The sequence below is a fragment of the Tropicimonas marinistellae genome (genome assembly GCF_001509585.1).
GTDB lineage: Bacteria > Pseudomonadota > Alphaproteobacteria > Rhodobacterales > Rhodobacteraceae > Tropicimonas > Tropicimonas marinistellae.
Map to the genome: position 1 here is coordinate 25,626 of NZ_LNCI01000006.1, position 25,778 is coordinate 51,403.

Here is a 25,778-nt window from a genome sequence, read left to right on the forward strand (position 1 = left end):
CTACCCCTCCATCGCGGCGACAGAGGTCCGCGACAGGATCAGCCTCGGCGCCGCCGGAACGGGCGGCATCTTGGCCTCGCGCTCCTCGCGGACGGCGAGGCCCTGCATTTTCTCGGCATAGAGCTCCTCGAAGGACCGCCCGCCCGCCATCACGCGCGCACCTCGTACCCGGCAGGACGGACAGCGCGCGGCCGGGCCACGTGAGTGGTGGATGTCAAGCCGGTCCGGGCCCGCTCGCCGCGCGCTGATTCCGGCGCGGCCCCTGCCCGCCGGGATCTCGAAAGAAGGTTACCCGCGCCACCCAGGGAGGAGCAAGAGTGGCGCGGGCCCAGTTCCGCACCGCCCAGGGAGGAGGACGGGCGATACGGATTCTTGGACACACCCGCCGCGAGCAGCGCTTCGGCGTGCCGGAAAACTGTCACATTGACCTGTCCTTTTAGACAGGGTTTGGGTTGCAAAGACGAACCATGACCGGAGCCAAAGAGATGACCACCGCGACCTGCCCAGTCTGTGATTCTGCGGTTTCGCCCAAGGCATTCGACTGCCCCAATTGTGGCCACCCGCTTCGGAAACTGCGGCGCGGTTTTTTCGGCATCCTTTTCAAGTGGCTCTTTATCGGATGGAACCTTCTGATGCTCGCATGGCTCGTGCTTGGCCTCGGAGACGTGGGCAGCCAAATGGATGGTCTTAGTGAAGCAGAACAGGCTGGCGCAGCCATTGGCGCCACCATCGGCATAGGGATGGTCATCACCGTTTGGGCTCTCGGCGACATCGTACTGGGACTGCTCGTCCTTTTTACCAGACCCCGCAAATAGGGTGCGACCATGAGAATCGACGCCACAATCCTCGCTGTACTGGTACTTCTTGGCGCCACTCAGGTTCATGCCGAGGGCCCAGCCTATAACGAGCCAGCTGCCAAGGAGCGCTGCGAAACCGAATGGCCAGGGAATTTCCAGATGACGAAGTTCTGCCTCGACCAGGACGCCGCCGGCTACCGCGAGTTCACCGCCTTGCGGCAAAGCCTCGACGCCGATCTCTTCGTTCAAAGCGTCGACGAGTGCGTTGCGGAGTGGCCAGCCAACTTCCAGATGGCGAACTTCTGCGCACAGGAGCGCATCAAGTCGCTGCTCAGCATCGAGGCCCTTCAGGAAGATGTGCCAGAAGCCGTTGGAACGGAAATTCTCGGCAAATGCTATGCCGATTGGGGCCTCAACTTCCAGATGGTGGCGTTTTGCATGGAGCAACAAGTCACGGCATGGAAGGAACTGCAGGAGTAGCCTCACGCCCGGTCCCTCCGCAGGAAAAATTTTTCCGCCCGCTGCACCAGCCAGCGATGCCGCTTGAGCGCGCGCGTCGCGCCGTCCTGCGCGATCCGTCCGCGGATGTGCCAATAGGCACGAAAGAGCGTCCCCCTCATGCGGCCCTCCCCATGGGCCCGCGCCGGCGGCCCAGGCGCATCTCGACCTGGGCAATGGCGGCGACGGCAAAGAAATACGTCAGGCTGGCGTCGTTTTCACAGCGCAGCCAGTTGCGGACGGTGCGCTCGCTGCACCCGAGCGCCCGTGCGGCCTTCGCCGCAACCTCCGCCTCCGACCGCGCCGGAAAGGCGCACCAGAGCAGATCGGCGAACCGCTGTCGCGGCGAACGTCTTTCGTCCTCGAACGAATTGGAAAGATTTTTCACGCGGCATGCTCCATCTTGTTCCTGTGAGAGGGAACATCTGGAGCCAACAGCGAGAGAGGGGGATGCGGCGGTCAAGCGGCGTCCCCCTCGGGAGTTTCGGCGCTGAAGAAGTGCTCTGGCCGAAGATCAATCCCCTCACGACGCGCAGCGGAAAGCAATTGTTGCTGAACCTCGGAAGGTATCACACCTCCCGTTCCACCGCGTTCTTTTGGATACGTCCACCGTCGAACGCGGGTTTCATGCCGGCCCGTCAAAGCAGCGACGGCCGCGAAGCCGCCACACACATCGATCACTTGTTTCGCAGAGCTTTTCATCGCGCACCATGAATTGCGTATTTCGCAATTTATGGCAACACAAAAGTTGCGATATTCGCGATTTCCTTACCTTCACCCAGAAGGTGATAAGTCACCCATGACTGAAGATACCCCCATCGACGAAATGTCTGGCGAGGACATCCGGAAGCTGGTCAAGGACCTCGGTGGAACTCAAGCCATGCTCGCTCAATCCCTCGACATTTCAGCCGACAAGCTGAGCAAGACGTTGAGCGGCAAACGCCAATTCAAAGGCGCGGAACTTGTTAAGGCGCAAGAGTTTATCAGGCGCCTGCGCGTGCTTAGAGATCGAGAAGAGCGAGGTCTCCCCCTACCGCCTCCAGGTTCTGGTTACTTTTCCGTTCAGAACGCTGCGGACGTTCTGTATACCCTTGATCGACAACTTGGAACGGGACGATTTGCTGACCAAGCAACACGCTCGGAGTACTCTGACAGCGCGCTACGTGGACAGGATCTTGTGCCAGTGTATGACGTCGAGGCGTCGGCCGGGAATGGCACGGTCGTAGAATCCGAGGCACCAGTATTCAGCTTAGCATTTCCGCCAGCCTATCTGAGGCGCCTTACAGGTAGCGACCCCCGCAACTTGGCCATCATCAGCGTGAAGGGTGACAGCATGGAGCCGACCCTTCTGGACGATGACATCGTCCTCCTGGACTCCAGCAAGACCAACCTCAGCTTCGACGGGCTTTTCGTTCTTAAGTTCGACGATACCCTTCATGTCAAACGGGTGACCCGCTCCCCGAAGAAAGGGCACATCACGATAATCTCTGACAACAGGCAATACCCCACACAGGAGTACTTAACAGCGGAAGTAACCGCCGTTGGTAAAGTGCTCTGGTACGGAAGGAAGGTGTAGCACCTTTGCCCCGTGCAGGTCGCGCACCTCATCAACGAATTGTTAAATCCATTGCACGAATCTCGGAGTTGACATAAATGTCAACCGCAGAGCAACTGGCCCGACAGGGAAAACTTCGCAAGATGGGCGGAAACCTGCGGCCTGACCAGCAGAAGCTCAGACTGATGTACGCAACGCCGACGGCAATAGGAACAATACAAACAACGGTGCGCGATCTTGAGACCGACGGATTTGTCGAAGGCGCCATTCGCCCACTCGAACAAGCCATGCAGCAGGTTTCGAGCTTCATCCGGGGGGATGACTACGGAACATGGATGGAACCACACAAGATCCGACCGCACGAGGAATGCGTATGGGAGTTGAAAACGGCGGACCTACGTCTATTCGGGTGGTTCCACCGCCCCCTGCAGTTCATACTGTCCGACATCGGGATAAAAAGCCAATGCACCGATCTGGGCCTGTACCACGGCTACCTGAAGCAATGCGTGCAGCATCGCGACGAGTTAGATCTGGACCCGCCGAAATACGTGGATGGAGACTTGGATGACCTATTCTGAACATCAGGACGCGGTCGAGGAGTTCAACTTTGAGATCGACCACAAGGACACCGGGTCGAGCGAATACATGTGGCACCTCCACACCGCCCTTGCGAAAGTGGCGCTCGAAGCCATGCGACGAGACGGCCTGACGCGCAAGAAGATCGCCGACAAGCTGGGCGTCGACAAGGCCGTCGTCACGCGGATACTGAATGGCGGCGCGAATCCCACAGCCCGAACCGTCGGGGAACTGCTGTGGGCGATCGGCGCGAAACCGGCCGTCGACTTCACTCTAATCCCGAAGAGCAGCAACGGCTATGCCACCACCGATAGGCCGAACGTCATTCGCATATCGCCCGACATCACTACCGGCACCTCTGTCCGGAGCAACTTCGCGCCAAAACCAGTAGTCGCCACGACCGGATGAAACCCTCATTTCAAACCGTGTTTTGCGATGACATTCGGCAGGAGGACAACGGGAAGTTCCTCCTGATTGGTGCGTATGCAGGCGACATTCGCTTACCGCAACCAGGACAAATCAAGATCAGCTTTTGGATTCGCTCGACCGGCATCCCCGCGGGCGAGCACCAGTTGAGGATAGAGTTTTCTGCACCCGGGCAGCCGCCACCAGCATACGAAACGAAGATTTCAGTTGATAAATCCGTCGATATCGGAACTTTCTCAGTCGTCGGCGTGCCCTTTGAGATAAAGAAAACTGGAGAGCTATCGGTCATTGTCGAGCTTGACGGGGATCGCGAAATAGCTGGGCGTATGGACGTCGTTGTGGGCCCTCCACCAGACCCTGAGTAGCACATCTCATTCATGTCACCGAACCCCGTCATCGCGCGGGGTTCATTCATATTTGCGAATCGACAATCCAAGTTTGCGTTGAAGGTGTTGCGCTATCCGCATTTTATAGTTGCGATAATATTGCGAATATCGCAACAATAGCTCCATCGACACCGATGGAGTCTCCGATGAACACCTGCCCGACGCGGATTTCTCTCCCGCTCGCCACGCGCGCCGAGGCGCTGGCGGTCGTCACCCGCCCCGAGCGCCACCATGATCGCCCCGGCCTGCGCCTGGTCGCATGGGCGCACCTGATGCGCGAACGCGGCCACCGGATGCACCAGCTCCGCGTCCGCACCGAGCAACGCGCCCGGGGGATGATCTGATGGGGGAGCTTCAGGACACGCCCTTCGTCGTCGCCTGCCAGGACGTCCACGAACAGGCGCGCGCGGCGATCTCCTCGCAGGCGCAGATCCGCGACGTGCCGGGTATCGCGCTCACCCTTGACCTGACGGAGCGACTTGTCGACGGCCTCGCCACGCTCGACCCCGACGCCGCGCTCACGCTGCTGGCCTGCTGGTCGGACACGATCACCCACCGCTACGGCGACCCCGACGAGGGCTGCCTGATCGACCTCGCGACAGTCCAGAACGACATGAACGCTGCCGTCGCCGCCCTGCGGGACGCCTGCAAGGCAAGCGAGGTGGCGGCATGAACAGCTACCAGCACCAGGCCAGCCTGCGCGCGGCCCGCGACCGGGGCTATCGCCACGGCCGGATGATCGCAACGTTCCTGCTGCGCGCCGGCGCCGTTGGCACCGCCGCCGTCCTCGCCTTCGAGGCGCACCGCTGGGTCGCCTACTGGCAGGCCAATCCGCCGGTGTGGCCATGAGCGACCCGCACGAGACCGAGGCCGCCTATAGCCGCGCTGTCTCGAAGGCCGCGCAGGATCTGCAGGACCTGCTGAACGCGCCGCCCGAGGGCGTGGTTGTCCGGTTTGAATATTGGGAAATCGACCGAAGCGAGATCAGCGGCCCGATCCGGCTCCACCACCGAATTGCCGCGCGCTGCTACCGCCAGCTTCCCGATTTCCTGTCCGCACCGGAGGCATCCGAATGACCCTTACCGCCGAAACCGTGACCGCAGCGGCGGCCGCGCTGAACCGTGTCGAAACCATCGACCGCATTGTGGTCGATATATCCAACCGGATTGGACGCGAAGAACGGAACATCGGCGAAGAGCTGATCTCCACACTTGGCAGAAACATGCTTCGCGGCCCGAGCGCGGACCTCATCGGCCGCTCCGCGCTCTGCGGCATCGTCAACGGCCTGATCGACGAGCGCGAGGCCGTTGCCGAGAAATACGCCGAGGTGGTCGAGTTTCCGCCCGCACCGCCCCGCGTCGACCCATCCCGCGCCAACAGGAAGGCAGCCACATGACCGACAGAACCCATGCCACGATTCTCGCCCGCGCCGACTGGCTCGAAACTGAACTGCAGCGAACCGATGGGCTTTCCCACGCGACGCCCGATGACGCGGAGAAGATCCGCAACGTCATCGAGGAGATCGCCGACAAGATCGCCCGCATGGACGGCACGAGCCTCGCGCTCGGCCGCGGCACCGAGCGGCTGCGCATGCACGGCATCACCGTCACCAGCACCGCCGGCCCCCTGAACCTGTTCCGCGCATGGGTCCGAAAGGCGCGCGCGGTGACGGGCGTGCCGGAGGACGCCGCGCAACCGTCGGAGGGCGAGGCATGAGCGTCGTTGCGATCCTCGCCCGCCGCGACGAACGGGCGACGGCAGGATGACCCTCACATGACAGCGCCAGCCTTCCTTCTGCCACGCCTCATGAAAGCGCCGTCCGCGGCCGCTTATCTCGGCATGTCGGAGTCGAAGTTGCTGACCCTGCCGATTCCGCGCAAGGTGGACGGCAGGAATCGCCTCTACGACCGGTACGACCTGGACGCCTACGCCGACAGCCTGCCAACCGAAGGCGAGACGGAAGGAAACGAGGGCAACGGGTGCGACGACATCTTCGGAGTGAGCGGGTGAAATTGCCACGGGTCCAGCGCGTCACGCGGAACGGCAAGTCGTACAAGTATCACCGCATCACAGGTGGCAGGCTCCCTGCCGACGTTCCGGAAGATGACCCGGCTTTTATTTCGGCATGGACCGCAGAGGAGGGGCGCAAGCGGGCACCGAAGACCAGGCACGGAACCGGGACCATCGGAGCGGCGTGCACGGCGTATCTTTCCTCGAAGAAGTTCATGGAACTCTCGGAAGGCTACAGGCGTCCGACCCGCCGGCATATCAGCACCATTGTGGAAGAATACGGCACCGCGCCTATCAAGGATCTCCGGCCCTACCACATCCAATCCGATCTTGCGAAACTACCCGCGAACCCGGCCCGCGCCCGCCGCAAAGCATGGCGACTGCTCTGCGCATTCGCATTGGCGTCCCGATTCATTGCCGAAGACCCGAGCGACGCCACAAAGGCACCGAAGGCACCGAAGACCGACGGACACGAACCGTGGTCGGTCGAGGAAATCGCCGCGTTTCGAGACCACTGGCCAATCGAGGATCCGCGCCGCCTCGCATTCGAATTGACCTACTGGACGGGTGCTCGCATCTCCGACGCATGCCGGCTGACGCTTGGCATGGTCGGAAAGGGCGACGGGGTTCTCACCTTCACGCAGAAGAAGACCAAGGGGAAGGCGCATGTTCCGTGGACCTGCGCCATGCAGCCATTTGCCGACTTGGAGACACACGGGTACCTGATGGCCTGCATCGAGGCGCAGCGCCCCGGTATGGCACTGATCGTGACGATACACGGGAAACCGCGATCAGAGAAAGCACTCGGGAATTGGATGGCGGAATCGGCCCGCCTCGCCGGCGTCCAGAAGAGCGCCCACGGATTGCGGAAGTCTCGCCTCATCCAGCTTGCTGAGAATGGCGCACCGGCCCTCGCAATGATGGCTTGGAGCGGCCACAAAACGCTGGACGAGGTTCAGCACTACATCATCGCCGCGGAGCGGAAGCGGGCCATTTTGGGAACGGAACAAGACCAGAACCCTGTAAACAAGGTCGGACCCACCCGCAAAAAGTCATAAAAAAAAGGGGAAAGGAGGCTATGTGGCGATCCCACGAGGACTCGAACCCCGAACCTGCTGATTAGAAGTCAGCTGCTCTATCCAGTTGAGCTATGGGACCGCTGCTCCCTTTTGGGCAGCCCGGCGCCCAATTTCAAGCCATGTCGCGCGACCAACGGGCCGAAACGCTGTTTCGAGGGCGATTGCGCGTCCCTCAACCGCCCCGCCGGCCGAGGCAGGGTCAGGTAACCCCTGCGCGCATGCGATGAGTCGTGTCAGTGCGTCCAGACCGTCCGCCTGTTGGTCGCGAAGTTCTCGCCGTAGCCATTCGGGCGAATGACCGGCTTGCGCTTCTTCGGTTCGATCACCACCGCATCGAGCCCCTTCTCGCGGGCATAATCCAGCGCGGCTTCCTTGGTATCGAAGCGCAACTTGATCTGGCTGTGCACGTCGGTGCCGCCCGGCCACCCCATCAGCGGGTCCACGTCTGTCCCGCCTTCCGGAACGATATCGACGACCCAATGTTTCGTCTTTCCGGTGCCGGACTGCATGGGATTTTTCGCAGGCTGATAGATGCGCGCACGCATGGGCGAACTCCTTGGCTACTGACTGCGGTTATCGCGAAGGCCGCCGGTTGCCGCAAGGGGCGATCTGTCTCGCCCATGACGCCCCGGGCATGGCACCGGGGGTGGCTGCCGGTCGGCCACGAGGGAGCGAGATGGGGATGTTCACCGACCGGCAGCCTGTCTGCTGCGTAACTTTACGTTGCGGCAAGCCAGCCGATTCCGCAATCCATTCTCCGCGAATTCGGCGCGATTACGCCGAGGCCCGACGCCTGAACAGCGGCCGGATGAGGCGGCGGTAGCTGAGCGCCAACCCAGTATACACCATTACAAGCGACGCAACGGAGGCGATCGCGGCAATCGTCTGACCGAGAAGCCCGTAGTATTCGCCGGTGTGAACGAACCGCATCCAGAGCCGCACGCGGGACGCCGGGGAGCGATCCTCGATGCCCTGCGTCTCCACCAGCGCGCCGTCGTCCCGGCTGAAAACGAGCGTTGTCTGGCGCGCCGGCTGCCGCCCGGTTCCGGTGTCCACCATGGCCGCGACCGTCTCGGCGCCCTCGCGTGGCAGCGTCAGCGTGATCCGGTTCCAGCCCGCGTCGGTCTCTGCCGCGCTGTCCACCACCTGCTGTAGCGTGACGCCCTGCGGAGCGAGGTCCACATCTCCAGACGACCCGCCGGCTCCGCGCATGCCGCTGCCGTCACGCGGGCCGCGGCGCGCAGGCGCTTCCTCGCCGTAGGCGGAATAGATGAGATTGGACGCCCACGGGTAAGAGATCACCGTCCCGGAGATGACGATCACGAGCAGCGGGATCAATGCCCAGACGCCGAAAACGTGGTGCCAGTTGAAGTCCCGCGCGCGCGCCGTCGGCAGATCGCGCCGGAAGAACAGGTTGTTGCGGAACATCCGCCATTTCCAGACACGCGGAAGCCATAGGTAGGCGCCGGAGGCGATCAGGAAGAGAAAGACGAGGTTCGACACCCCGGTAACGGCCCCGCCCACCTCGCGCGAGAAAACCGGGACGAGCCAGCGGTGCACTTGCATGACCGCGCCGAAAAACGCCTGCGCGCCAGCGGTGTCGCTGCTCAGCGCGGCGCCCGTCGTCGGGTCCAGCAGGATCGTGTCGGACCGGCCCCAGCCCGCGGCAACGGGTATTGCCGGGTCGCTGGAAAAGGTAACGGAGGTCGCACGCCCGCCGCTTTGCTCCACGGCCAGAATCGCGATCTCGTCGGCACTCAACGGCGGCGCGCCAGAGGTCTCCGTCGCGACCCGCGTCTCCATCAACCGCGTGATCTGAAGCTCGTAGGCGAGGAGAATTCCGGTGATCGACATCACCGCCACAACCAATCCAACGGCAACCCCGCATACGAGGTGGCTCCAGAATACGACCTTTCGGACAGTCATCGCTTGCTCCCGGCTCGCTGCGCGTCGATGGCTTCTACGGCGCGCAACCACTTTTCCGTTGCCCGGACGAAAAAGAATTGCACTTGCCGCGCCGGCAGCCGAAAAGAACAAAAGCAGACCGCGCCCCAGCCGAACGAGTGGCCCATGCCCTATGCCAATTCCGACCAGTCCCCGCCGATCCTCCACAGCCCTGCCCCGGATGTCCGCACCCGCGAGAAGCTGGAAGGCGGCCGGCGCTTCATCATGCAGTCCGAATTCGACCCGGCGGGTGACCAGCCCACCGCGATAACGGAGCTTTCGCAGGGCGTGCGCGACGGCGAGCGCGACCAGGTCCTGCTCGGTGCCACCGGCACCGGCAAGACCTTCACCATGGCAAAGGTGATCGAGGAGACGCAGCGCCCTGCGATCATCCTCGCGCCGAACAAGACGCTCGCGGCCCAGCTCTACGGCGAGTTCAAGGGCTTCTTTCCGGAAAACTCGGTCGAGTATTTCGTCAGCTATTACGATTACTACCAGCCCGAGGCCTATGTCCCCCGCTCGGACACCTACATAGAAAAAGAAAGCCAGATCAACGAACAGATCGACCGGATGCGCCACTCCGCCACCCGGGCACTGCTGGAACGCGACGACGTGATCATCGTCGCCTCGGTCTCCTGCATCTATGGCATCGGCTCGGTGGAGACCTACGGGGCGATGACGCAGGACCTGCACACGGGGCGCGAATACGATCAGCGCAAGGTCATCGCCGATCTGGTCGCCCAGCAATACCGCCGCAACGATCAGGCGTTTCAGCGCGGCTCCTTCCGGGTCCGTGGCGACGTGCTGGAGATCTGGCCCGCCCACCTCGAAGACCGCGCCTGGCGCGCCTCCTTCTTCGGCGAGGAGCTGGAAACGCTGACGGAATTCGACCCGCTGACCGGCGAGAAGACGGATACGTTCGACCGTATCCGCGTCTACGCCAATTCACACTACGTCACGCCCAAACCGACGATGAAACAGGCCATCGAGGGCATCAAGAAGGAGCTGAAGAGCCGCCTCACCCAGCTCGTCGACGACGGCAAGTTGCTGGAGGCGCAGCGGTTGGAGCAGCGCACCAATTTCGACCTCGAAATGCTGGAGGCCACCGGCGTCTGCAACGGCATCGAGAACTATTCCCGCTACCTCACGGGCCGCGCGCCGGGCGAGCCGCCCCCCACCCTTTTCGAATTCATCCCCGATCACGCCATCGTCTTCGCCGACGAAAGCCACGTGAGCGTGCCGCAGATCGGCGGCATGTATCGCGGCGACTACCGGCGCAAGTTCACGCTGGCCGAACACGGCTTCCGCCTGCCGTCGTGCATGGACAACCGCCCCCTCAAGTTCGAGGAATGGGACGCCATGCGCCCGCAATCGGTCTTCGTCTCCGCCACCCCGCAATCCTGGGAGCTGGAACAGACCGGCGGTGTCTTCACCGAACAGGTGATCCGCCCCACCGGGCTCCTGGACCCGCAGGTGGAGATCCGACCCGTGGAGATGCAGGTGGACGACCTGCTCGACGAGGTCCGCAAGGTGACGGCCAGGGGCTTCCGCACCCTCGTCACGACGCTCACCAAGCGCATGGCCGAGGACCTGACGGAATACCTGCATGAACAGGGGATCAAGGTCCGCTACATGCATTCGGACATCGACACCATCGAACGCATCGAGATCCTGCGGGACCTCCGCCTTGGCGCCTTCGACGTGCTGGTGGGCATCAACCTGCTGCGCGAGGGGCTCGACATCCCCGAATGCGGGCTGGTGGCGATACTCGATGCTGACAAGGAGGGCTTCCTGCGCTCCGAAACCTCGCTGATCCAGACCATCGGCCGGGCGGCGCGGAACGCCGAGGGCCGGGTCATCATGTACGCCGACCGCATCACCGGCTCCATGGAGCGCGCGCTTAAGGAAACCGACCGCCGCCGCGCCAAGCAGATCGCCTATAACGAGGAACACGGCATCACGCCGGAGACGGTGAAAAAGAACGTGGAAGACATCCTCGCCGGCCTCTACCAGGGCGACACCGACATGTCCCGCGTGACCGCCACGGTGGAAAAACCGCTCCACGGCGCCAACCTGGAGGCCCACCTCGACGGGTTAAGAACCCAGATGCGCAAGGCCGCCGAGGACCTGGAATTCGAAGAAGCCGCCCGCCTGCGGGACGAGATCAAACGGCTGGAAGCGGTGGATTTGGCCGTCGCCGACGACCCGCTGGCACGGCAATCGGCGGTGGAAGCGGCGAGTGAGGCGGCGGTGAAGGGAAGAGGGCGCTCAACGGCCGGGCGGCCGGGGCAGCGCGGGGGGAATGTGAAGAGGCGGAAGCGTTAGCCGTCAGCTAGCGACTGCCAATCCCTATAATCTATCAAAGTTGATCGGTAGATCTTGAGGCGCTGACATTTGTCAATTTTCGCTATTAGGCTTTTCATCGGATCCACGAGCGGCTTTGTAAGCCACGGGCTTAACGTTATTCGTTCGATTGCGCTGATCGGAAATGGGTAAGTTGGATACTGGCCGTTTGTTTTCCCGGTATACACTATGCGCGTCTCTTCTTCAGGCTCATAGCGCTTGTGCTTCAAAAATTTTAGGTTTTCATCGGAAAGAGGCTTCATTGCCCTAGCATCGCCAATTGAACGGTACTTCACGTTTCCAATCTCGACGTTTGAGTTAAGAGAAAACACTTCACGCAGCTTGGCCTCATAAAACGCGATACAGACTCCATCCGGCCCGGGCGCGAACACTCGCCAGTGGTGGTAAGTTTGATCAGAGCGCGAAAAACATAGGGCAAACACCTGCTTGTTTTGGTTTCGCGACCGGTATTTTTGAATGAAGTGAACATCGTTACGATCATCCCAAGTGTCGGGATCTAGGAGTGTGATTTGCTTCTTGGTCAGCATATGGATGGCAGACGCAAGTGATGTATATCGGTTGATCGTATTCAGAGAGTTACTTCCCATTTCGTCGCTCTTATAGACTGATTTCAGCAAAGACTGCCACGCCACGGGTCGCAGAGCAACAAATGTCGCGTATTTCGATTTTGCGATTTCTGCCAATCATGAAACTGCCTTCGAACCACGTCCGACAGCCCGGGCGTCCAGCCCGGGCCGCGCCCGACCCTCCCCCCGGGAGGGCGCATTGGCGATGGCCCGCACCGCACACCCCGAGTCCGGGGCTTCAAAGATAAATCGCTGACCACAGGCGCCCCAAAGCGCCCACCCAGGGTCGGGCGCCGCCCTCCGCGAACCTGGACTACCGGCATCCGCGCCCTGGGCTCCGCCCGTTCTCGCCTGAAATGGTCCCCCGGACCATTTCCGGGACGGCTCGAACTCCCCCCGGGAGGACACATTGGCGATGGCCCGCACCGCACAGTGCGAATCCGGGGCTTTCGGGAGAATCCGCCCACCACAGGCGCCCGAAAGCGCCCACCGAGGGTCGGGCGCCGCCCTCTGCGCTGGCATCCCTTCCGGAGCCGAGCACGGATAGGCCGCCGCAGTGCCCGCCGGAACACACACCCCGCCCCTCACCGGATAGGCATCGCGCTCACCTCCGGCGTCGGGGCAAAACCTCAGCCACGCAAATCGGCGGCGTTCTCGAGGAACCATTCGTAGGTTTGCGCGACCCCGTCACGGAGCGGGATCTGCGCCGTCCACCCCATTTCCGCAAGCCGCGAGACGTCCATCAGCTTGCGCGGCGTGCCGTCCGGCTTGGTGCGATCGTAGGCGATGCGCCCCGTGTAGCCGGTCACCTCGGCAATCATCGCCGCGAGTTCGGCAATGCTGATATCCGTCCCCGTCCCCACGTTGATGTGCGACAGCATCGGCTCCGTGGACCGGTCATAGGCCGCCCGATCAAGTTCGAGCACGAAGAGCGATGCCTCCGCCATGTCATCGACGTGGAGGAACTCGCGCCGCGGCGTGCCGCTGCCCCAGATCGCCACCTCCTCCGCGCCCGATCTTGCCGCCTCGTGGAACCGCCGCAGAAGCGCCGGCAGCACATGACTGTTCTCCGGGTGGAAGTTGTCGCCGGTCCCGTAAAGGTTCGTCGGCATCACGCTGCGGTAGTCGACGCCATACTGGCGGTTGTAGCTCTCGCACAGCTTGATCCCGGCGATCTTCGCAATCGCATATGGCTCGTTGGTGGGCTCAAGCGTCCCGGTCAGCAGCGCGCTTTCCGCCATGGGCTGCGGCGCGAGCTTCGGATAGATGCAGGAACTCCCCAGGAAGAGCAGCTTGCGAACGCCCGCCTCGAAAGCCTGGTGGATGACATTCGTCTCCATCATCAGGTTCTCGTAGATGAACTCCGCCGGATAGGTGTTGTTGGCGTGAATACCGCCCACCTTGGCGGCGGCAAGGATCACCCGCTCCGGCCGTTCCGCCTGCATGAACGCGCGCACGGCGGATTGATCCGTCAGGTCGAGCTCCGCATGGGTCCGTGTGACGATCGAATCCGCAGAAGCGCCCCGGGCCTGCATTTGGCGATGGATGGCCGAGCCGACCATGCCACGGTGTCCGGCAATGTAGGTCTTCATCGTCGCCCCCTCAGAGCTCGAGCGAAACCGGCAATTCCATCCCGTGCTCCTTGAGCAAGGCGTGGCGGCGCGCAACGCGAAGATCCTGCTCGACCATTTCCGCGCACATCTCCTGCACGGTGATCTGCGGCTCCCACCCCAGCCGTTCCTTTGCGCGCGCCGGGTCCCCAAGCAGCGTTTCCACCTCGGCCGGCCGGAAGTACCGGGGATCGATCCGCACGATCACATCGCCGGCCTTGACCGCCGGTGCCATGTCGCTCGTCACCGCCGCCACGACACCGGTCTCTTCCGTGCCCGTCCCGGTAAACTCGAGCTCGATACCCAGTTCGGCCGCCGACCAGCGGATGAACTCGCGGACCGAGAACTGCTTGCCCGTCGCGATGACGAAATCCTCGGCCGCATCCTGTTGCAGCATCATCCACTGCATGCGCACGTAGTCCTTCGCATGCCCCCAGTCGCGCAGCGCGTCGATGTTGCCCATGAAGATGCAGTCCTCGAGACCCTGGGCGATATTGGCCAGCCCGCGCGTAATCTTGCGCGTCACGAAGGTTTCCCCCCGACGCGGGCTCTCGTGATTGAAGAGGATGCCGTTACACGCGTACATCCCGTAGGCCTCCCGGTAGTTCACCGTGATCCAGTAGGAATAGAGCTTGGCCACGGCATAGGGGGAGCGCGGATAGAACGGCGTCGTTTCCTTCTGGGGCGTTTCCTGCACGAGCCCGTAGAGTTCCGAGGTCGAGGCCTGGTAGAACCGCGTCTTCTTCTCCAGCCCGAGGAAACGGATTCCCTCCAGCAGACGCAGCGTGCCAATGGCATCGACATCGGCCGTATACTCCGGCGCCTCGAAGCTGACCGCGACATGGCTCTGGGCGCCAAGGTTATAGACCTCGTCCGGCTCCACCTCGCGCAGGATCCGGGTCAGGTTCGACGTGTCGCTGAGATCCCCGTAATGCAGCTTCATCCGCGGGTCCGGCGCGTGCGGATCCTGGTAGATGTGGTCGATCCGCTGCGTATTGAAGAGCGAGGCCCGGCGCTTGATGCCGTGCACCTCATAGCCCTTTTCCAAAAGAAATTCAGCAAGATAAGAACCATCCTGCCCCGTGATTCCCGTTATCAGTGCGCGCTTCGTCATGTCCTGATCCAATCCTTCACAAAGAACTGCTCAACCTTGCTGTTGTTTTTCCGGGCAGCGTTCCGACGCCGCCGATGAGGTTTTGCCGCAAGGCGTGAAATTCCTCGCGGCACCTGCGCATGATCCGCCCGCCGGACCGGTCGCTCTTGCCGACCGCCCGCGCCGTCACCAAGGCAGGTGTTGCGGGAACGGCCCTGACCCCACGAGATCGAGCCTTCTGACCGGCGAACGCATTCGCGTCTGCGGACGCGCGATGGAACGTGGCGGTGACAACAGAAAACTTCATGATCTGGGAAATCGGCTCGCGCAATTCTGGTCAGGGCGACGCCACCGGGCGCCGGGCGTGATCTGTCGCCAAGGGTTGACTAGCCTTCAAAGGCACCGGCATCCACGCTTTCTCGACACAATTTGCGAAAATGTCGCGTCACCGCATCGGAAACGATCTAGATGCCGCAGAAGGCGGCTCTGACGGAACGAGCCCGGCAGGCCGGCTTCCCCGCTACCGCCTGCAACGTGCCGGACGCCCCGCGCCAATGCGCGGCTCTCCACGGGCACAGCCAATTGCCGGCGATCCTGTCGAGGATTGCCCCGAGGCAAGCCCCCCCGCATACCCACAAGGCCACACTCTCGCGCGCGCCATTCGCAGCGCCTCAACCCAGCGGCCAAAGCGGCGGATTTCGCAATTCCGCCAGCGCGTTAGATCGTTCACGATGGAAGGTGGTGGGTGATGAGAGACTCGAACTCCCGACATCTTCGGTGTAAACGAAGCGCTCTACCAACTGAGCTAATCACCCGCCGCCCGGTCTGATAGCCTGTCGGCCACAGTGAAGGCAAGAGAGGATCGGTGTTCCCGGCACAGATACCTGCGCCGGGACGAATTCCCAGGGGCCGACGGGCCAAGGCGCCTGTCTCCACGGCCCTGCGCGCCCCAAATCAGAGCTGCGCGGCAACCTCGTCGGAGATTTCGAGGTTCGCCGTCACCCGTTGCACGTCGTCGTCGTCTTCCAGCACGTCGATCAGGCGCATCAGTTTCTGCGCGCCGTCAAGGTCAAGCTCGGTCGTCGTCGTGGGCTTCCAGATCAGCTTGGTGTGCTCGGCCTCGCCAAGCACGTCCTCCAGCGCGGTGGAAACATCGTTGAGGTCGGTGTCGGCCGTGTAGATGACATGCGTCTCCTCATCGGACTCCACGTCTTCCGCCCCGGCCTCGATGGCCGCCAGCATGATATCGTCCTCGGAGCCGGCGGAGACCGGATAGGTGATCTCGCCCTTGCGCTCGAACATGAAGCCGACAGAACCGGTCTCGCCGAGGTTGCCGCCATGCTTGGCGAAGGTCGAGCGCACGGTGGAGGCGGTGCGGTTGCGGTTGTCGGTCATCGCCTCGACGATCACCGCCACGCCACCCGGGCCGTAGCCTTCGTAGCGGATTTCTTCGTAGTCATCGCCCTCGCCCGCCACGGACTTCTTGATCGCGCGGTCGATGACGTCCTTCGGCACCGAGTTCGATTTCGCTTCCTTCACCGCCAGCCGCAGGCGCGGGTTCTTGTCCGGGTCCGGATCGCCCATCTTCGCGGCGACGGTGATTTCTTTCGACAGTTTGGAAAACAGTTTGGAGCGCGCAGCATCCTGCCGCCCCTTGCGGTGCTGAATATTCGCCCATTTTGAATGGCCGGCCATGGGTCTTCTCCGTTTCGGGTCGAGACTTGCGTGATTGGCGCGTCAATATCCCAAAGCAACTGCCGGGGGCAATCCCATCGCCGACCGCGATACGCACCGCGGCGTCGATACGCGGATTTCCGGTCAACAGGGGGCGGCGGCCACGACACGGGCGGGGTGGCGCGCCGACGAGCCCATCCTCACAAGGGCCAGAGAATTGGGATCAAGGCCGACGCCAGGACGCCGATGGAGAGGTTGAGCGGAATGCCGACTTTCAGAAAGTCCGAGAAACGGTAGCCGCCGGGGCCGTAGACCATCATGTTCGTCTGGTAGCCGATCGGGGTCGCGAAGCTGGCCGAGGCCGCGACCATCACGGCGATGACGAAGGGACGTGGGTCGTAGCCGAGCGCCGTCGCCATCCCGATCGCGATGGGTGTCACGACAACCGCCACGGCATTGTTCGACACAAGCTCCGTCAGCACGGATGTCAGCAGGTAGATCGCCCAGACCACCAGGAACGGCGGCAGGGTCATGAGCGCCGGCGACACCGCGTTGACGACAAGCTCGACAGCGCCCGAGGCCTCGAGCGCCGCGCCAATCGTCAGCATGGAGAAGATCAGGGCGAGGAGACGACCGTCGACAAAGGAAAACGCCTCGTCGGCGTCGATGCATCGCGTGATGAGCACGAGCGCCACCGCGACGAAGGACAGAAACAGGATCGGCGCGACCCCGATCGCCGCGAGGAGCACGATCCCGACCAGCGCGGCGATTGCAATCGGGGCGCGGTCGCGGCGGAAAGCGCGGGCCGACGGCCGCGCGATATCCACCAATCCCATGTCGAGGGCCAATCGCCGAATGTCCTCCGGCGCCCCTTCCAGCAGCAAGGTATCGCCCACCCGGACGACCAGATCGTCCAGCTGACGCCCGATGTTCTGGTTTCGCCGGTGCACGGCAAGCGGATAGACACCGTAGCGGCGGCGGAGGCGCAGCTGCCCAAGCGTCCGCCCCACCATGCGGGCACCGGGGGAGATCAGCACCTCCACGGTTTCCGTGCGAACCGAACTCAGCTTGTCCACGGTACGCAGGTTCTTGTTCCCTTGCAGGCTCAGCAACTCGCTCATCTGCGTGCGCAGAACCACCCGGTCGCCGGCCTCCAGAACCACGGACGGCAGGTCGCGCCGGAGCGACGCATCGCCCCTGAGCACGTCGATCACCCGCACGCCCTCGCGCTTGAAGAGGTCCACGTCCAGCGCGCGCTGCCCGATCAGCCCGCTGTCCTCCGGCACCGCGAGCTCGGTGAAGAACTTCATCTTCGCCTTGTCGGAAAGCACGTCGGCCATGCTGTCCCGGTCCGGAAGCAGGCGCGGCGCAATGAAGCGCAGGTAGATCATCCCCCAGGCGACCACGAAAATCGCCAGCGGCGTCACTTCGAGGATGCCAAAGGCCTCCATCCCGTTGGCGCGGGCGACACCGTCGACCAACAGGTTTGTCGATGTCCCGATCAGCGTCAGCGTGCCGCCAAGGATTGCCGCGTAGGACAATGGGATCAGCATCTTGGACGCGGGCCGATTGATCGTTCGGGCGATCTGCACGACCACCGGGATCATCACCACGACAACCGGCGTGTTCGACACCACGGCAGAGGCCAGCACAACGAAGGCCATCAGCGTCGCTATCGCAAGGCTGGGGTTCTGCTCCGCCTGGCGCTGCGCGATCTGGGTGAACCAGTCCAGCGCGCCGGTGCGAACCAGCGCGCCCATGATCAGGAACATCATCGCGATCGTCCAGGGCGCCGGGTTGGACAACACGTCCAGCGCCGCATCGTACGGCAGAATGCCGGTGACCAGCATGACCGCGGCCCCCAGAATCGCCACGACCTCGGCCGGAAAGACCTCGCGTGCGAAAAGCACGAACATCACGGCGACTGCGACAAGTGAAAGTACCGCCTGCCCCGTCTCTCCGAGGATGAATAGATCCATGAACCGCCCTGCGATTGCCCCGTTGCACATCCTTATCCGGCACAGTGGGTGGCGCAAGGGATCATTCTGGATACCAGCCGCCTCCGTCCTGCAACGCGCGCGCCGCCTTCATGGGCAGTGCCTCGCCCAGCAGGGGCACTCCGCGGCGGCATGACAGCACACTCCGCCGTTTTTCCCTCCGCCGCCCTTGCCCGCGGCACGTCCTCTGGGTTCAGTTGTCGCGCCGTGCCAGCCAAGGCACCCAGCCAAAAGGAACGCGGATCATGGCGAACCACAAGACGGTCAAGGACTACATCCGCACCATCGCGGATTTCCCCCACGAGGGCATCATGTTCCGCGATGTCACGACGCTCTTCGCCGATCCGCGCGGCCTGCGCATCGCGGTCGACCAGTTGCTGCACCCCTACGCCGGCGTGCCCATCGACTGCGTTGTCGGCCTGGAGGCGCGCGGCTTCATCCTCGGCGGCGCCGTGGCCCACCAGCTCTCCATCGGTTTCGTGCCGATCCGCAAGAAGGGCAAGCTCCCCGGCCCGGTCATCTCGGAGGCCTATACGCTGGAATACGGCGAGGCGGTGGTGGAGGTCCACGACGACGCGATCTCCGAGGGCGACCGCATCCTCGTGGTGGACGACCTGCTCGCCACCGGCGGCACGGCAGAGGCCGGGATCAAGCTCGTCCAGCGCCTCGGCGGCGAAGTCGTCGGCTGCGCCTTCGTCATCGACCTGCCCGAGCTCGGCGGCCGCGGGCGGCTGGAAGCCATGGGCATGGACGTCCACGCGCTCTGCGAATTCGAAGGCGCGTGAAGCGCCCTTGCCCGCGCCGGAACCCGGGTCACACCAACGGTCGTTTCCGCCACCCGTCGCCGGGCTGCCGCTGCCTTCTTTCGAGGGATGTCCGGTTTGCGCTGTCGATCCGTCTGACGATCGCCCTTTTTGAACCCGCGCCCCCCCTGTCGCGCATTCGCGCCCAAGTCCAAGTGTGTTAACGTCGACAGATTGGAGCAACCTGGGGGGACGTCCAATGTCGGAGGACACGCCGCAAGATGGCTGGAGACAATCTGGTGTCCGGGTGATCAAGGCAGACAGCCTGGATGGAAACACGCCACAAACGCCCGGAATGAGCCGTGCTGCGGCAATCAACTTCGCACGCGTCGGGGCAAAGAAGATCTGGGCCGGAACGGTCGACGTGCAGCCCAACGCCAAGACGGGTGCCCACCATCACGGTCACCTCGAAAGCGTGATCTACGTCGTGCGGGGAAAGGCGCGAATGCGGTGGGGAGAGCGGCTCGAATTCACGGCCGAAGCGGACCCGGGTGATTTCATCTACGTGCCCCCCTACGTGCCCCATCAGGAAATCAATGCCTCGCCCGATGAACCGCTGGAATGCGTTCTGGTGCGGTCCGATCAAGACCCTGTGGTGGTCAACCTCGACATCGAACCAGCCGAAGCAGTCGAAGAAGTCCTTTGGGTTGATCCGAACCACCCGGCGTGACCCAATCCCCGCAACGACGTAAACGCCGCGACCTGCGCCTTCCCGGCCTTGAACTGTCTTTGGACGTTGGCTGTTTTGAGGAAACAAGCGACATCAACGCCGGCGCTGGCAATGGTTGCGCAGACCAATGACGGAGTTAACGATGAGAATCTCGCTCGCTGCCGCAGTTCTAGTGGTGTCCGCTGTCGTCGCACACTCTCAGGATGCACAGACGCTCATTGATCAAGCGGCTGCCGATTGCCGTTCGTTCGAGAACGGTGAGTTCGATCCGGGCGATGCTGTTCAAGAAATCGAATTGCGGTCACAGTTCGGGTCGGTCACGGCCACCCTCGTCGACGAAAGTGAATACTCATGCTCAACGGCGGCGTCCCTTTACTGCGGGTCGGGCGGTTGCATGCTCAATCTCGTTGTGGATGGGGCCGTCATGGCGTGGCAGGCCACGGGATGGCGACTGGTGGACTGGGGGCCCGACACCATACTGCTGATCGGTCGTGACGGCGGTTGGTGTGGAGGTGCAGGCGCAGAAGTTTGCTACGAGGCTTTGGTCTGGAGCAACGGAAAAATCCTGACCGTCGGACCTGCTCCGGAAGCGCGCTGAGGGCGAAGACCGCTGCCTGCGCAAAGGCGCCATTCGCACGTCAGCCCATGGATGCGACTTCCTTGATCGTCCGGTCGATCCGCAGACTTCCCCGCCCACGATCGTCATCTTCGTCGCGCTCCGGTCACATTTGTCCCGCCCCTGCGCAGCCAAACCTGGCGGGCTGGCGGCGTCAGCAGTGTAGCGGATGGTGCATACTGGCGACCTCGCCTCGGATTGCCGCCAGTTTCACGGGTTTGGTCATGTGGTCGTCCATGCCGCTATCCAGGCAGGCCCGGCGATCCTGCGGGGTGGAATGAGCGGTCAGGCCAATGATCCGGCAGCGAGCCGCGACGTCCGGCGCAGCGACCTCGATGGCGCGGATTCGCTGGGCCGCCTCCAGCCCGTTCATCACCGGCATGCTGATGTCCATGAAGACCAGGTCCGGGCGATATTCCTCGAACTGCTCGACAGCCTCGGCGCCATTCGCGGCCGTGACAAAGGAAACGTCCTGCTTCTTCAGGATCAACTCCAGCAGTTTGGAATTCGTCCGGTTGTCGTCGACCACGAGCACCATGCCGGGTGCGGCGGCGCTTTGCGGCGCGGTCCGGTCGTGCTTGCCCCGCCTACCCGGGCTGCTGTCCTTGGCCCGTGCCGGGCTCTGGATCAGGGCCTCGATCAGTTGGCTTGCAATGAGGGGTTTGAGCAGGCGGCCGCTTGCCATCCCGTCCGGCAAGGCGCCCGGACGGGCCAGCTGGCAAATCCGCTCGAAGACAATGACCCGCCGCCCCGCCGCTCCGGGCAAGGTGCCGATCTGTGTGCTGAGCGCCTGGCCGCCGATGTCCGGCAATCTGTCGTCGACCAGTATCTGCGTGAACGGGGTGCATCGACGGTGCGCGACCGCCAGCAGTTTCAGGGCCATCTGGCCCGTCCGGCAGGGTGTGACCTGCAGGCCCACGGCTTCCAGCCGTTCGCGCACGCTGTCGCGCAACGTTGCATGTGAAGTGACCAGCAGTGCCCGCGCGCCCTTCAGCCCCGTCAGGCCGGGCGCGGACTCATCCTGTCCGTCTACAGCGATCAGCGGCACGGTGAAGGAAAACACCGAGCCCTTGCCGGGCTTCGAGCGAACGTCGATCCGCCCGCCCATGAGACCGACGAACCCCTTGCTGATGGCCAGCCCCAGCCCGGTGCCTTCGTACTTGCGGCTGTAGGAACCGTCGATCTGGGTGAAACGGCCAAAAACAAGGTCGATCTTGTTCTCGGGAATGCCGCAGCCGGTATCCTGCACGTCGATGCGCAGCAGCTTGCGCCTGTCTGCATCCCGGACCAGCCGGGCCCGGATCAGCACATGGCCGTGATCGGTGAACTTGACCGCATTGCTGGCGAAGTTCATCACCACCTGCTTCATCCGGGCGAAATCGCCGTTCATGAAAACGGGAAGCCTGGGGTCGCAACGCGTGACCAGTTCCACGTCCTTTTGGGCGGCCTGCAGGGCAAGGATGCGCCCGGTATCCTCGACAAGATCGCTGACCCGGAACGGTTCGTTCCGGATGGCCATGTGGCCGGCCTCGATCTTGGAGAAATCGAGGATGTCGTTGATGATATTGAGAAGGGACCGGCCCGACGAGGTGATTGTATCCAGCAGCCTGGCCTGGTGCTGGTCCAGCCGGGTTTCCGCCAGCAGCTCCGCCATGCCCAGCACACCGTTCATCGGAGTGCGGATCTCGTGGCTCATGCTGGCGAGGAATTCTGTCTTGGCGGCCTCGGCCGAGCGGGCCTGTTGCAGAGCCGTGGCAAGCTGTCCGTTCTTGGAGTTGAGGTTGCGGCTGAACTCCTCCAGCCGCTCCTGCGCATCCTCCAGCGCGTTCCAGCGCGCGCGGAGATTGCTGAGCATCGTGTTGAAGGATCTGGAGAGGCTCTCGACCTCGTCATTGGTCCGAATGTCGATGAACTGGTCGAGGTCGCCGCTGGCAGCTTTCCGGGTGGCGCGGTTCAGCCGTTCGAGCGGGCTGGCAAGGCGTTTCGCGATCGCCATGCTCATGAGGATGCTGCCCGCCGTGAAGACCAGCCCGAACAGCGCGTTGCGAAACAGAACCACGGAGACACCGCTCCGGTACATCCGGGTTTCGAGCGTGTAGCGGATCGTGCCGTAATTCTGCAGTCCGTAAAGCGCGGGAACGGCAGCGTGAAGCAGGCCGCCGCCGGTCTGCAACTGGCGTGTCCGGGTGGCCTGCGCCAGCTCCACGAGCGGGTCGTCGACCACGGCCAGAAACAGGGATCCGCCCTCGGATTCGCTGGTGACAAGCAGCATGCCGTCGGGGTCGATGAACGACAGCGAATGCACATCCGGCTGGCGTGCCAGTTCCTCGAAGATGATGTCGAGCTCGGCCGGGCGATCCTCCAGCAGATAGGGAAGCGTGACCTCGCGGATGAGCGCGCCCAGGGAGTCGGTCTTCTCCGTGACGCGTTCGCGCACGAGCTGCAGCTGGGTCAGGGTATTGATCGCAATCAGGGTGACGACGATGGCCGCCGTCGTCATCCCGAAATAGAGCGAAATCCTTCGGCGGACGCCGCGGGTGGCCGCGCGCCGGAGTGCCCTGATGCGTTCGAGTCCCCGCAAGGCCGAGCCGGCGTCAATAGAGCGCCAGGATCTCGAGCCGGTCGAGCAGCCCGTACATCGGAGCGAAGGTTGCATCGACGCCGTTCGGGAAGGCATCGAACTTCGTGGTCTTGTGGAATTTCTTCATGACCTTCCGGCCCTCTTCGGTGGCCTCCATTCCGATCAGCACATCCTTGATGCGCCGGGACAGCTCCACCTCCAGACCGGCGCGTCGGACCACCACCTGGCGCGGCACGTCCATGCTTTTCTCGATCACCCGGAAACGGTCCGGCTGTGACTTGTCCAGCATCGCGAAGCCGCGGGGATCGGTTGCGGCAGCGTCGATCCAGCCCTTGGCGAGCCACAGGAGCGTGTTCTTGTCGTCCCCGGTGAACACATAGCCGACGGCATCGCCCTCGGGCCTGGCATGACGGCTCGCCAGTTCCTGCAACGTCAGCCCGGCGCTGTCGATCAGTCCGACCGGCAACAGGAAACCGGAGGTGGAATCGGGCTCCTGAAAGCCGATCTTGCGGCCGGCGAGATCCCCGATCGTTTGCAGCGGGCTGTCCATCGGCACCACGATGACGGAATGATAGGTGCTCACCCCGCGTTTCCACCGGCGCAGCATCGGCACCGCGCCGGACTCCTGCGCCACCCTGGCCGCGATCAGCGGACTGTCGAAGTACAGATCGACACGGCCATCGCGCAGGGCCGCGGCCATATCGGTCGACGAGGGCAAGACAGAGATCTGGATATCGTCAACCCCGTCGGCGGCCAGTTCCTGTGCAAGGTAGAGTGCCAGCGGGGTGAAGCGATCCAGGTGTTTTCGGACATTGTCGTTCACGCTGCCGAGCACCAGTGTCTCCGCTCCGGCAGAGAGGCTGGACATCAGCAGGCAAAGGACTGCAACGAGAGCGCGGCACATAGGAATCTCCAGTTACCCAGGAAGCTTCCTGTGGCTATCGCCAACTGCTTAATTCCCGCTTAAATCCAAATGCATACCAGCCCATCGGGCCGTACTTTCGTGCCAACGCGTCGATGACGTGCGCCGCCCTGCCGTCGCCACGACAGGGGTGACAGCTTCCCCATCGGGCGCCGGTGCAGGTTGTCAGGCGCGATGGCGGCAGGGCACAATGACGAAATGTCGAGACAGGTATCGACGATCATTGCGGCCATTCTGCTGTCGCTGCCGGGTTCCGATGCGGCGGCTTCGACGATTGTGTGCACGCGTCCCGATGACCCGAACCACACGTTCACGGTCGCCGGGGATCAAGGTGCCTACACCTGGAATGACCACGGGCTTGTGCGCTCCTGGGCTCTGAGCTGCAGAACACAACGAGGCGGTTCCACGTCATGTCACAGGTGGGAGCAAACCGGTGCGAACGGGCGGAGCGTGATCATTTTCAGGATGATGCCTGACGGAACTCTGATCGAAGCCGGGTCCTGGGCGTTGCTCGACACGAGCACGGTCAATGTCACGACCGGCTTCCAGTGCACGACTGGCGCCGAGTGACCTCTTTGCATTTCACCACTCAGTCGGAAGCCGCGCATTCTGGACTTTGCGTCGTTTCCGGGCGACCTCGCACTGCAAGAATTCTCAGGGAGAATTGGGTACGCGCCCCTGCGTGGCGTTGATCGCGGCGGTATAGCTGACGGTGCCATCTGGCCCAGTTGCCAAGGTTTCCCTCAGACCTTCCTTAAGACGGCTTTGATCGCTCTCGGACAAGGATTTGACCACGTTCGCCACGGAATTGGGAATGCCGGTACTGGAACTCCAGAAATCCTCGAAATCCGCGTAGATCAGCGGCACATCCATGCGCGTCGAGGAAATCTCCTCGAGGCCGAAGCTCTCCCACACCTGTTCCATGTAGTCCCGCCGGGCCTTGTCGGGTCCGGTGACCGGAGCCTCGATGCCAAGCCCACTCAGCGCGACCCTGATCGGCTCCATCGTGAAGCCGCCGCCTTCTATGTCCCAGATATAACTGGACAACGTTCCGCCGGGCCGGACGACCCTCACCATCTCCGATACGGCTTTCGGCGGGTCCGGCAGGAAGTTGATGACCAGCGCCATCACCGCCGCATCAAACTGCTGGTCCGCGAACGGCAAGCTTTGCGCGTCGCCGACAATCAGGTCGGTATCGTGCGCCTGCAATCGTACCCGTGCGGTCTCTATCAGCCCGTCCGAGGGATCGATTCCGGTCACTTTGGCAGCGCCCGCCTGACTGAACAGCAATTCCGTGAAAGCCCCGTTGCCGCAGCCGACGTCCAACCAGTGCAAACCCCGTGCAGGCGCAAGGAAGTCGAGAAACAACTGCCCAGCGACTTGGCTCCATCGCCCCATCATTTTCTCGTATCCCCCACCATCAGTGAACTTCGGGGGGCTATGCTGCGGCATATCCTGTTCCTCCACGCGCAGGCACTTCGACGGCTACAACGAAATCTACCGGAAATCCCCCACACTTGAAACGACCTCAAGTGAATGACGAGATCTGCCCAAGGTGGGGCTCCGGACGACTGGGCCATTTCCTTCGATGCGTCCAAAGTCGGCATTGCC

Annotated in this window: 31 protein-coding genes and 2 tRNA genes; 18 read left to right on the top strand and 15 right to left on the bottom strand. The window is 62.9% G+C overall.

The annotated features are described in order from the left end of the window. On the bottom strand, nt 1-150 hold the full coding sequence (locus ARC39_RS25865; RefSeq protein ID WP_161470970.1) for a hypothetical protein: 150 nt from the start codon (nt 148-150) through the stop codon (nt 1-3). Between the two features lie 335 nt (nt 151-485). Between ARC39_RS25865 and ARC39_RS13400 the strand changes: the two genes are divergently transcribed. Together ARC39_RS13400 and ARC39_RS13405 are read left to right on the top strand one after the other, a co-directional pair. After that, nucleotides 486-815, top strand: coding sequence for a hypothetical protein (locus ARC39_RS13400; protein ID WP_068115257.1), 330 nt, complete (start codon nt 486-488; stop codon nt 813-815). 9 nt (nt 816-824) lie between these two features. Further along, entirely contained in the window at nt 825-1,277 is a 453-nt protein-coding gene (locus ARC39_RS13405) for a hypothetical protein (protein WP_068115260.1), read from the top strand. Nucleotides 1,278-1,279: 2 nt separating this feature from the next. On the opposite strand, the gene ARC39_RS25870 is transcribed toward ARC39_RS13405, so the two are convergent. After that, nucleotides 1,280-1,417, bottom strand: a complete 138-nt coding sequence (locus tag ARC39_RS25870) for a hypothetical protein (RefSeq protein WP_161470971.1) — start codon at nt 1,415-1,417, stop codon at nt 1,280-1,282. Further along, complete coding sequence (locus tag ARC39_RS13410) at nt 1,414-1,683, bottom strand: helix-turn-helix domain-containing protein (protein WP_068115262.1); 270 nt, start codon at nt 1,681-1,683, stop codon at nt 1,414-1,416. The genes ARC39_RS25870 and ARC39_RS13410 overlap by 4 nt, the downstream gene beginning before the upstream one ends. A gap of 411 nt (nt 1,684-2,094) precedes the next feature. Here ARC39_RS13410 and ARC39_RS13415 point away from each other — a divergent pair, with 411 nt between their 5' ends. From ARC39_RS13415 to ARC39_RS13470, 12 genes are all read left to right on the top strand, one after another. Further along, on the top strand, nt 2,095-2,871 hold the full coding sequence (locus tag ARC39_RS13415; RefSeq protein WP_068115264.1) for a S24 family peptidase: 777 nt from the start codon (nt 2,095-2,097) through the stop codon (nt 2,869-2,871). A gap of 77 nt (nt 2,872-2,948) precedes the next feature. After that, the gene (locus tag ARC39_RS25625; protein WP_149866427.1) at nt 2,949-3,428 is read left to right on the top strand and encodes a hypothetical protein; all 480 of its coding nucleotides are present in this window, start codon (nt 2,949-2,951) and stop codon (nt 3,426-3,428) included. Then, nucleotides 3,415-3,834, top strand: a complete 420-nt coding sequence (locus tag ARC39_RS13425; RefSeq protein ID WP_068115269.1) for a helix-turn-helix domain-containing protein — start codon at nt 3,415-3,417, stop codon at nt 3,832-3,834. Before ARC39_RS25625 ends, ARC39_RS13425 begins: the two co-directional genes overlap by 14 nt. After that, nucleotides 3,831-4,217, top strand: coding sequence for a DUF6941 family protein (locus tag ARC39_RS13430; protein WP_149866428.1), 387 nt, complete (start codon nt 3,831-3,833; stop codon nt 4,215-4,217). The genes ARC39_RS13425 and ARC39_RS13430 overlap by 4 nt, the downstream gene beginning before the upstream one ends. Nucleotides 4,218-4,384: 167 nt before the next feature. Beyond that, the gene (locus ARC39_RS13435; RefSeq protein ID WP_068115273.1) at nt 4,385-4,582 is read left to right on the top strand and encodes a hypothetical protein; all 198 of its coding nucleotides are present in this window, start codon (nt 4,385-4,387) and stop codon (nt 4,580-4,582) included. Continuing rightward, entirely contained in the window at nt 4,582-4,911 is a 330-nt protein-coding gene (locus ARC39_RS13440; RefSeq protein WP_068115275.1) for a hypothetical protein, read from the top strand. The genes ARC39_RS13435 and ARC39_RS13440 overlap by 1 nt, the downstream gene beginning before the upstream one ends. Continuing rightward, on the top strand, nt 4,908-5,087 hold the full coding sequence (locus ARC39_RS13445; RefSeq protein ID WP_068115277.1) for a hypothetical protein: 180 nt from the start codon (nt 4,908-4,910) through the stop codon (nt 5,085-5,087). Before ARC39_RS13440 ends, ARC39_RS13445 begins: the two co-directional genes overlap by 4 nt. Beyond that, nucleotides 5,084-5,314, top strand: coding sequence for a hypothetical protein (locus tag ARC39_RS13450; protein ID WP_068115280.1), 231 nt, complete (start codon nt 5,084-5,086; stop codon nt 5,312-5,314). Before ARC39_RS13445 ends, ARC39_RS13450 begins: the two co-directional genes overlap by 4 nt. Then, complete coding sequence (locus tag ARC39_RS13455; protein WP_068115282.1) at nt 5,311-5,634, top strand: hypothetical protein; 324 nt, start codon at nt 5,311-5,313, stop codon at nt 5,632-5,634. Before ARC39_RS13450 ends, ARC39_RS13455 begins: the two co-directional genes overlap by 4 nt. Further along, on the top strand, nt 5,631-5,954 hold the full coding sequence (locus ARC39_RS13460; RefSeq protein ID WP_068115284.1) for a hypothetical protein: 324 nt from the start codon (nt 5,631-5,633) through the stop codon (nt 5,952-5,954). The genes ARC39_RS13455 and ARC39_RS13460 overlap by 4 nt, the downstream gene beginning before the upstream one ends. A 57-nt stretch (nt 5,955-6,011) precedes the next feature. Continuing rightward, nucleotides 6,012-6,248 carry a helix-turn-helix transcriptional regulator gene (locus tag ARC39_RS13465; RefSeq protein WP_068115285.1) on the top strand — a complete coding sequence of 79 codons (237 nt, stop codon included), beginning with the start codon at nt 6,012-6,014 and terminating at the stop codon, nt 6,246-6,248. A 215-nt stretch (nt 6,249-6,463) separates the two neighbouring features. Then, entirely contained in the window at nt 6,464-7,306 is an 843-nt protein-coding gene (locus ARC39_RS13470) for a tyrosine-type recombinase/integrase (RefSeq protein ID WP_149866429.1), read from the top strand. Between the two features lie 23 nt (nt 7,307-7,329). Here the strand turns inward: ARC39_RS13470 and ARC39_RS13475 are convergent. The 3 genes from ARC39_RS13475 to ARC39_RS13485 form a co-directional block, all read right to left on the bottom strand. Beyond that, nucleotides 7,330-7,406, bottom strand: a tRNA-Arg gene (locus ARC39_RS13475). A gap of 154 nt (nt 7,407-7,560) precedes the next feature. Further along, nucleotides 7,561-7,872 carry an ETC complex I subunit gene (locus ARC39_RS13480; protein WP_068115289.1) on the bottom strand — a complete coding sequence of 104 codons (312 nt, stop codon included), beginning with the start codon at nt 7,870-7,872 and terminating at the stop codon, nt 7,561-7,563. Between the two features lie 229 nt (nt 7,873-8,101). Beyond that, nucleotides 8,102-9,253, bottom strand: coding sequence for a PepSY-associated TM helix domain-containing protein (locus tag ARC39_RS13485; protein WP_068115290.1), 1,152 nt, complete (start codon nt 9,251-9,253; stop codon nt 8,102-8,104). A gap of 144 nt (nt 9,254-9,397) precedes the next feature. Between ARC39_RS13485 and uvrB the strand changes: the two genes are divergently transcribed. Then, nucleotides 9,398-11,596 (top strand): excinuclease ABC subunit UvrB, encoded by a 2,199-nt coding sequence (uvrB, locus tag ARC39_RS13490; RefSeq protein ID WP_068115292.1) that lies wholly within the window; start codon nt 9,398-9,400, stop codon nt 11,594-11,596. Here the strand turns inward: uvrB and ARC39_RS13495 are convergent. The 6 genes from ARC39_RS13495 to ARC39_RS13525 form a co-directional block, all read right to left on the bottom strand. Then, on the bottom strand, nt 11,593-12,318 hold the full coding sequence (locus ARC39_RS13495; protein ID WP_149866430.1) for a DUF2971 domain-containing protein: 726 nt from the start codon (nt 12,316-12,318) through the stop codon (nt 11,593-11,595). The two genes, uvrB and ARC39_RS13495, sit on opposite strands and share 4 nt — an antisense overlap. A gap of 512 nt (nt 12,319-12,830) precedes the next feature. Further along, nucleotides 12,831-13,793: a GDP-L-fucose synthase gene (fcl, locus tag ARC39_RS13500; RefSeq protein ID WP_068115295.1), complete on the bottom strand. Its 963-nt coding sequence runs from the start codon at nt 13,791-13,793 to the stop codon at nt 12,831-12,833. Nucleotides 13,794-13,803: 10 nt separating this feature from the next. Then, a complete protein-coding gene (gene gmd / locus ARC39_RS13505) occupies nt 13,804-14,925 on the bottom strand; it encodes a GDP-mannose 4,6-dehydratase (protein WP_068115297.1) in 1,122 nt (373 codons plus the stop codon). Nucleotides 14,926-15,643: 718 nt separating this feature from the next. Beyond that, a tRNA-Val gene (locus ARC39_RS13515) sits at nt 15,644-15,719 on the bottom strand. A 139-nt stretch (nt 15,720-15,858) separates the two neighbouring features. Continuing rightward, nucleotides 15,859-16,599, bottom strand: coding sequence for a YebC/PmpR family DNA-binding transcriptional regulator (locus ARC39_RS13520; RefSeq protein ID WP_068115301.1), 741 nt, complete (start codon nt 16,597-16,599; stop codon nt 15,859-15,861). Nucleotides 16,600-16,778: 179 nt separating this feature from the next. Continuing rightward, nucleotides 16,779-18,557, bottom strand: a complete 1,779-nt coding sequence (locus ARC39_RS13525; protein ID WP_068115656.1) for an SLC13 family permease — start codon at nt 18,555-18,557, stop codon at nt 16,779-16,781. Nucleotides 18,558-18,820: 263 nt separating this feature from the next. Between ARC39_RS13525 and ARC39_RS13530 the strand changes: the two genes are divergently transcribed. From ARC39_RS13530 to ARC39_RS13540, 3 genes are all read left to right on the top strand, one after another. After that, nucleotides 18,821-19,360 carry an adenine phosphoribosyltransferase gene (locus ARC39_RS13530; protein WP_068115302.1) on the top strand — a complete coding sequence of 180 codons (540 nt, stop codon included), beginning with the start codon at nt 18,821-18,823 and terminating at the stop codon, nt 19,358-19,360. Between the two features lie 217 nt (nt 19,361-19,577). Beyond that, entirely contained in the window at nt 19,578-20,048 is a 471-nt protein-coding gene (locus tag ARC39_RS13535; protein WP_068115304.1) for a cupin domain-containing protein, read from the top strand. A gap of 142 nt (nt 20,049-20,190) precedes the next feature. Further along, the gene (locus ARC39_RS13540) at nt 20,191-20,646 is read left to right on the top strand and encodes a hypothetical protein (RefSeq protein ID WP_068115306.1); all 456 of its coding nucleotides are present in this window, start codon (nt 20,191-20,193) and stop codon (nt 20,644-20,646) included. 172 nt (nt 20,647-20,818) lie between these two features. On the opposite strand, the gene ARC39_RS13545 is transcribed toward ARC39_RS13540, so the two are convergent. The 3 genes from ARC39_RS13545 to ARC39_RS13560 form a co-directional block, all read right to left on the bottom strand. Next, entirely contained in the window at nt 20,819-23,245 is a 2,427-nt protein-coding gene (locus ARC39_RS13545) for a hybrid sensor histidine kinase/response regulator (RefSeq protein ID WP_068115308.1), read from the bottom strand. 13 nt (nt 23,246-23,258) lie between these two features. Then, nucleotides 23,259-24,149, bottom strand: a complete 891-nt coding sequence (locus ARC39_RS13550; RefSeq protein ID WP_068115311.1) for a phosphate/phosphite/phosphonate ABC transporter substrate-binding protein — start codon at nt 24,147-24,149, stop codon at nt 23,259-23,261. Nucleotides 24,150-24,821: 672 nt separating this feature from the next. Beyond that, the gene (locus ARC39_RS13560; protein ID WP_078059256.1) at nt 24,822-25,619 is read right to left on the bottom strand and encodes a class I SAM-dependent methyltransferase; all 798 of its coding nucleotides are present in this window, start codon (nt 25,617-25,619) and stop codon (nt 24,822-24,824) included. Nucleotides 25,620-25,778 lie beyond the last annotated feature (159 nt).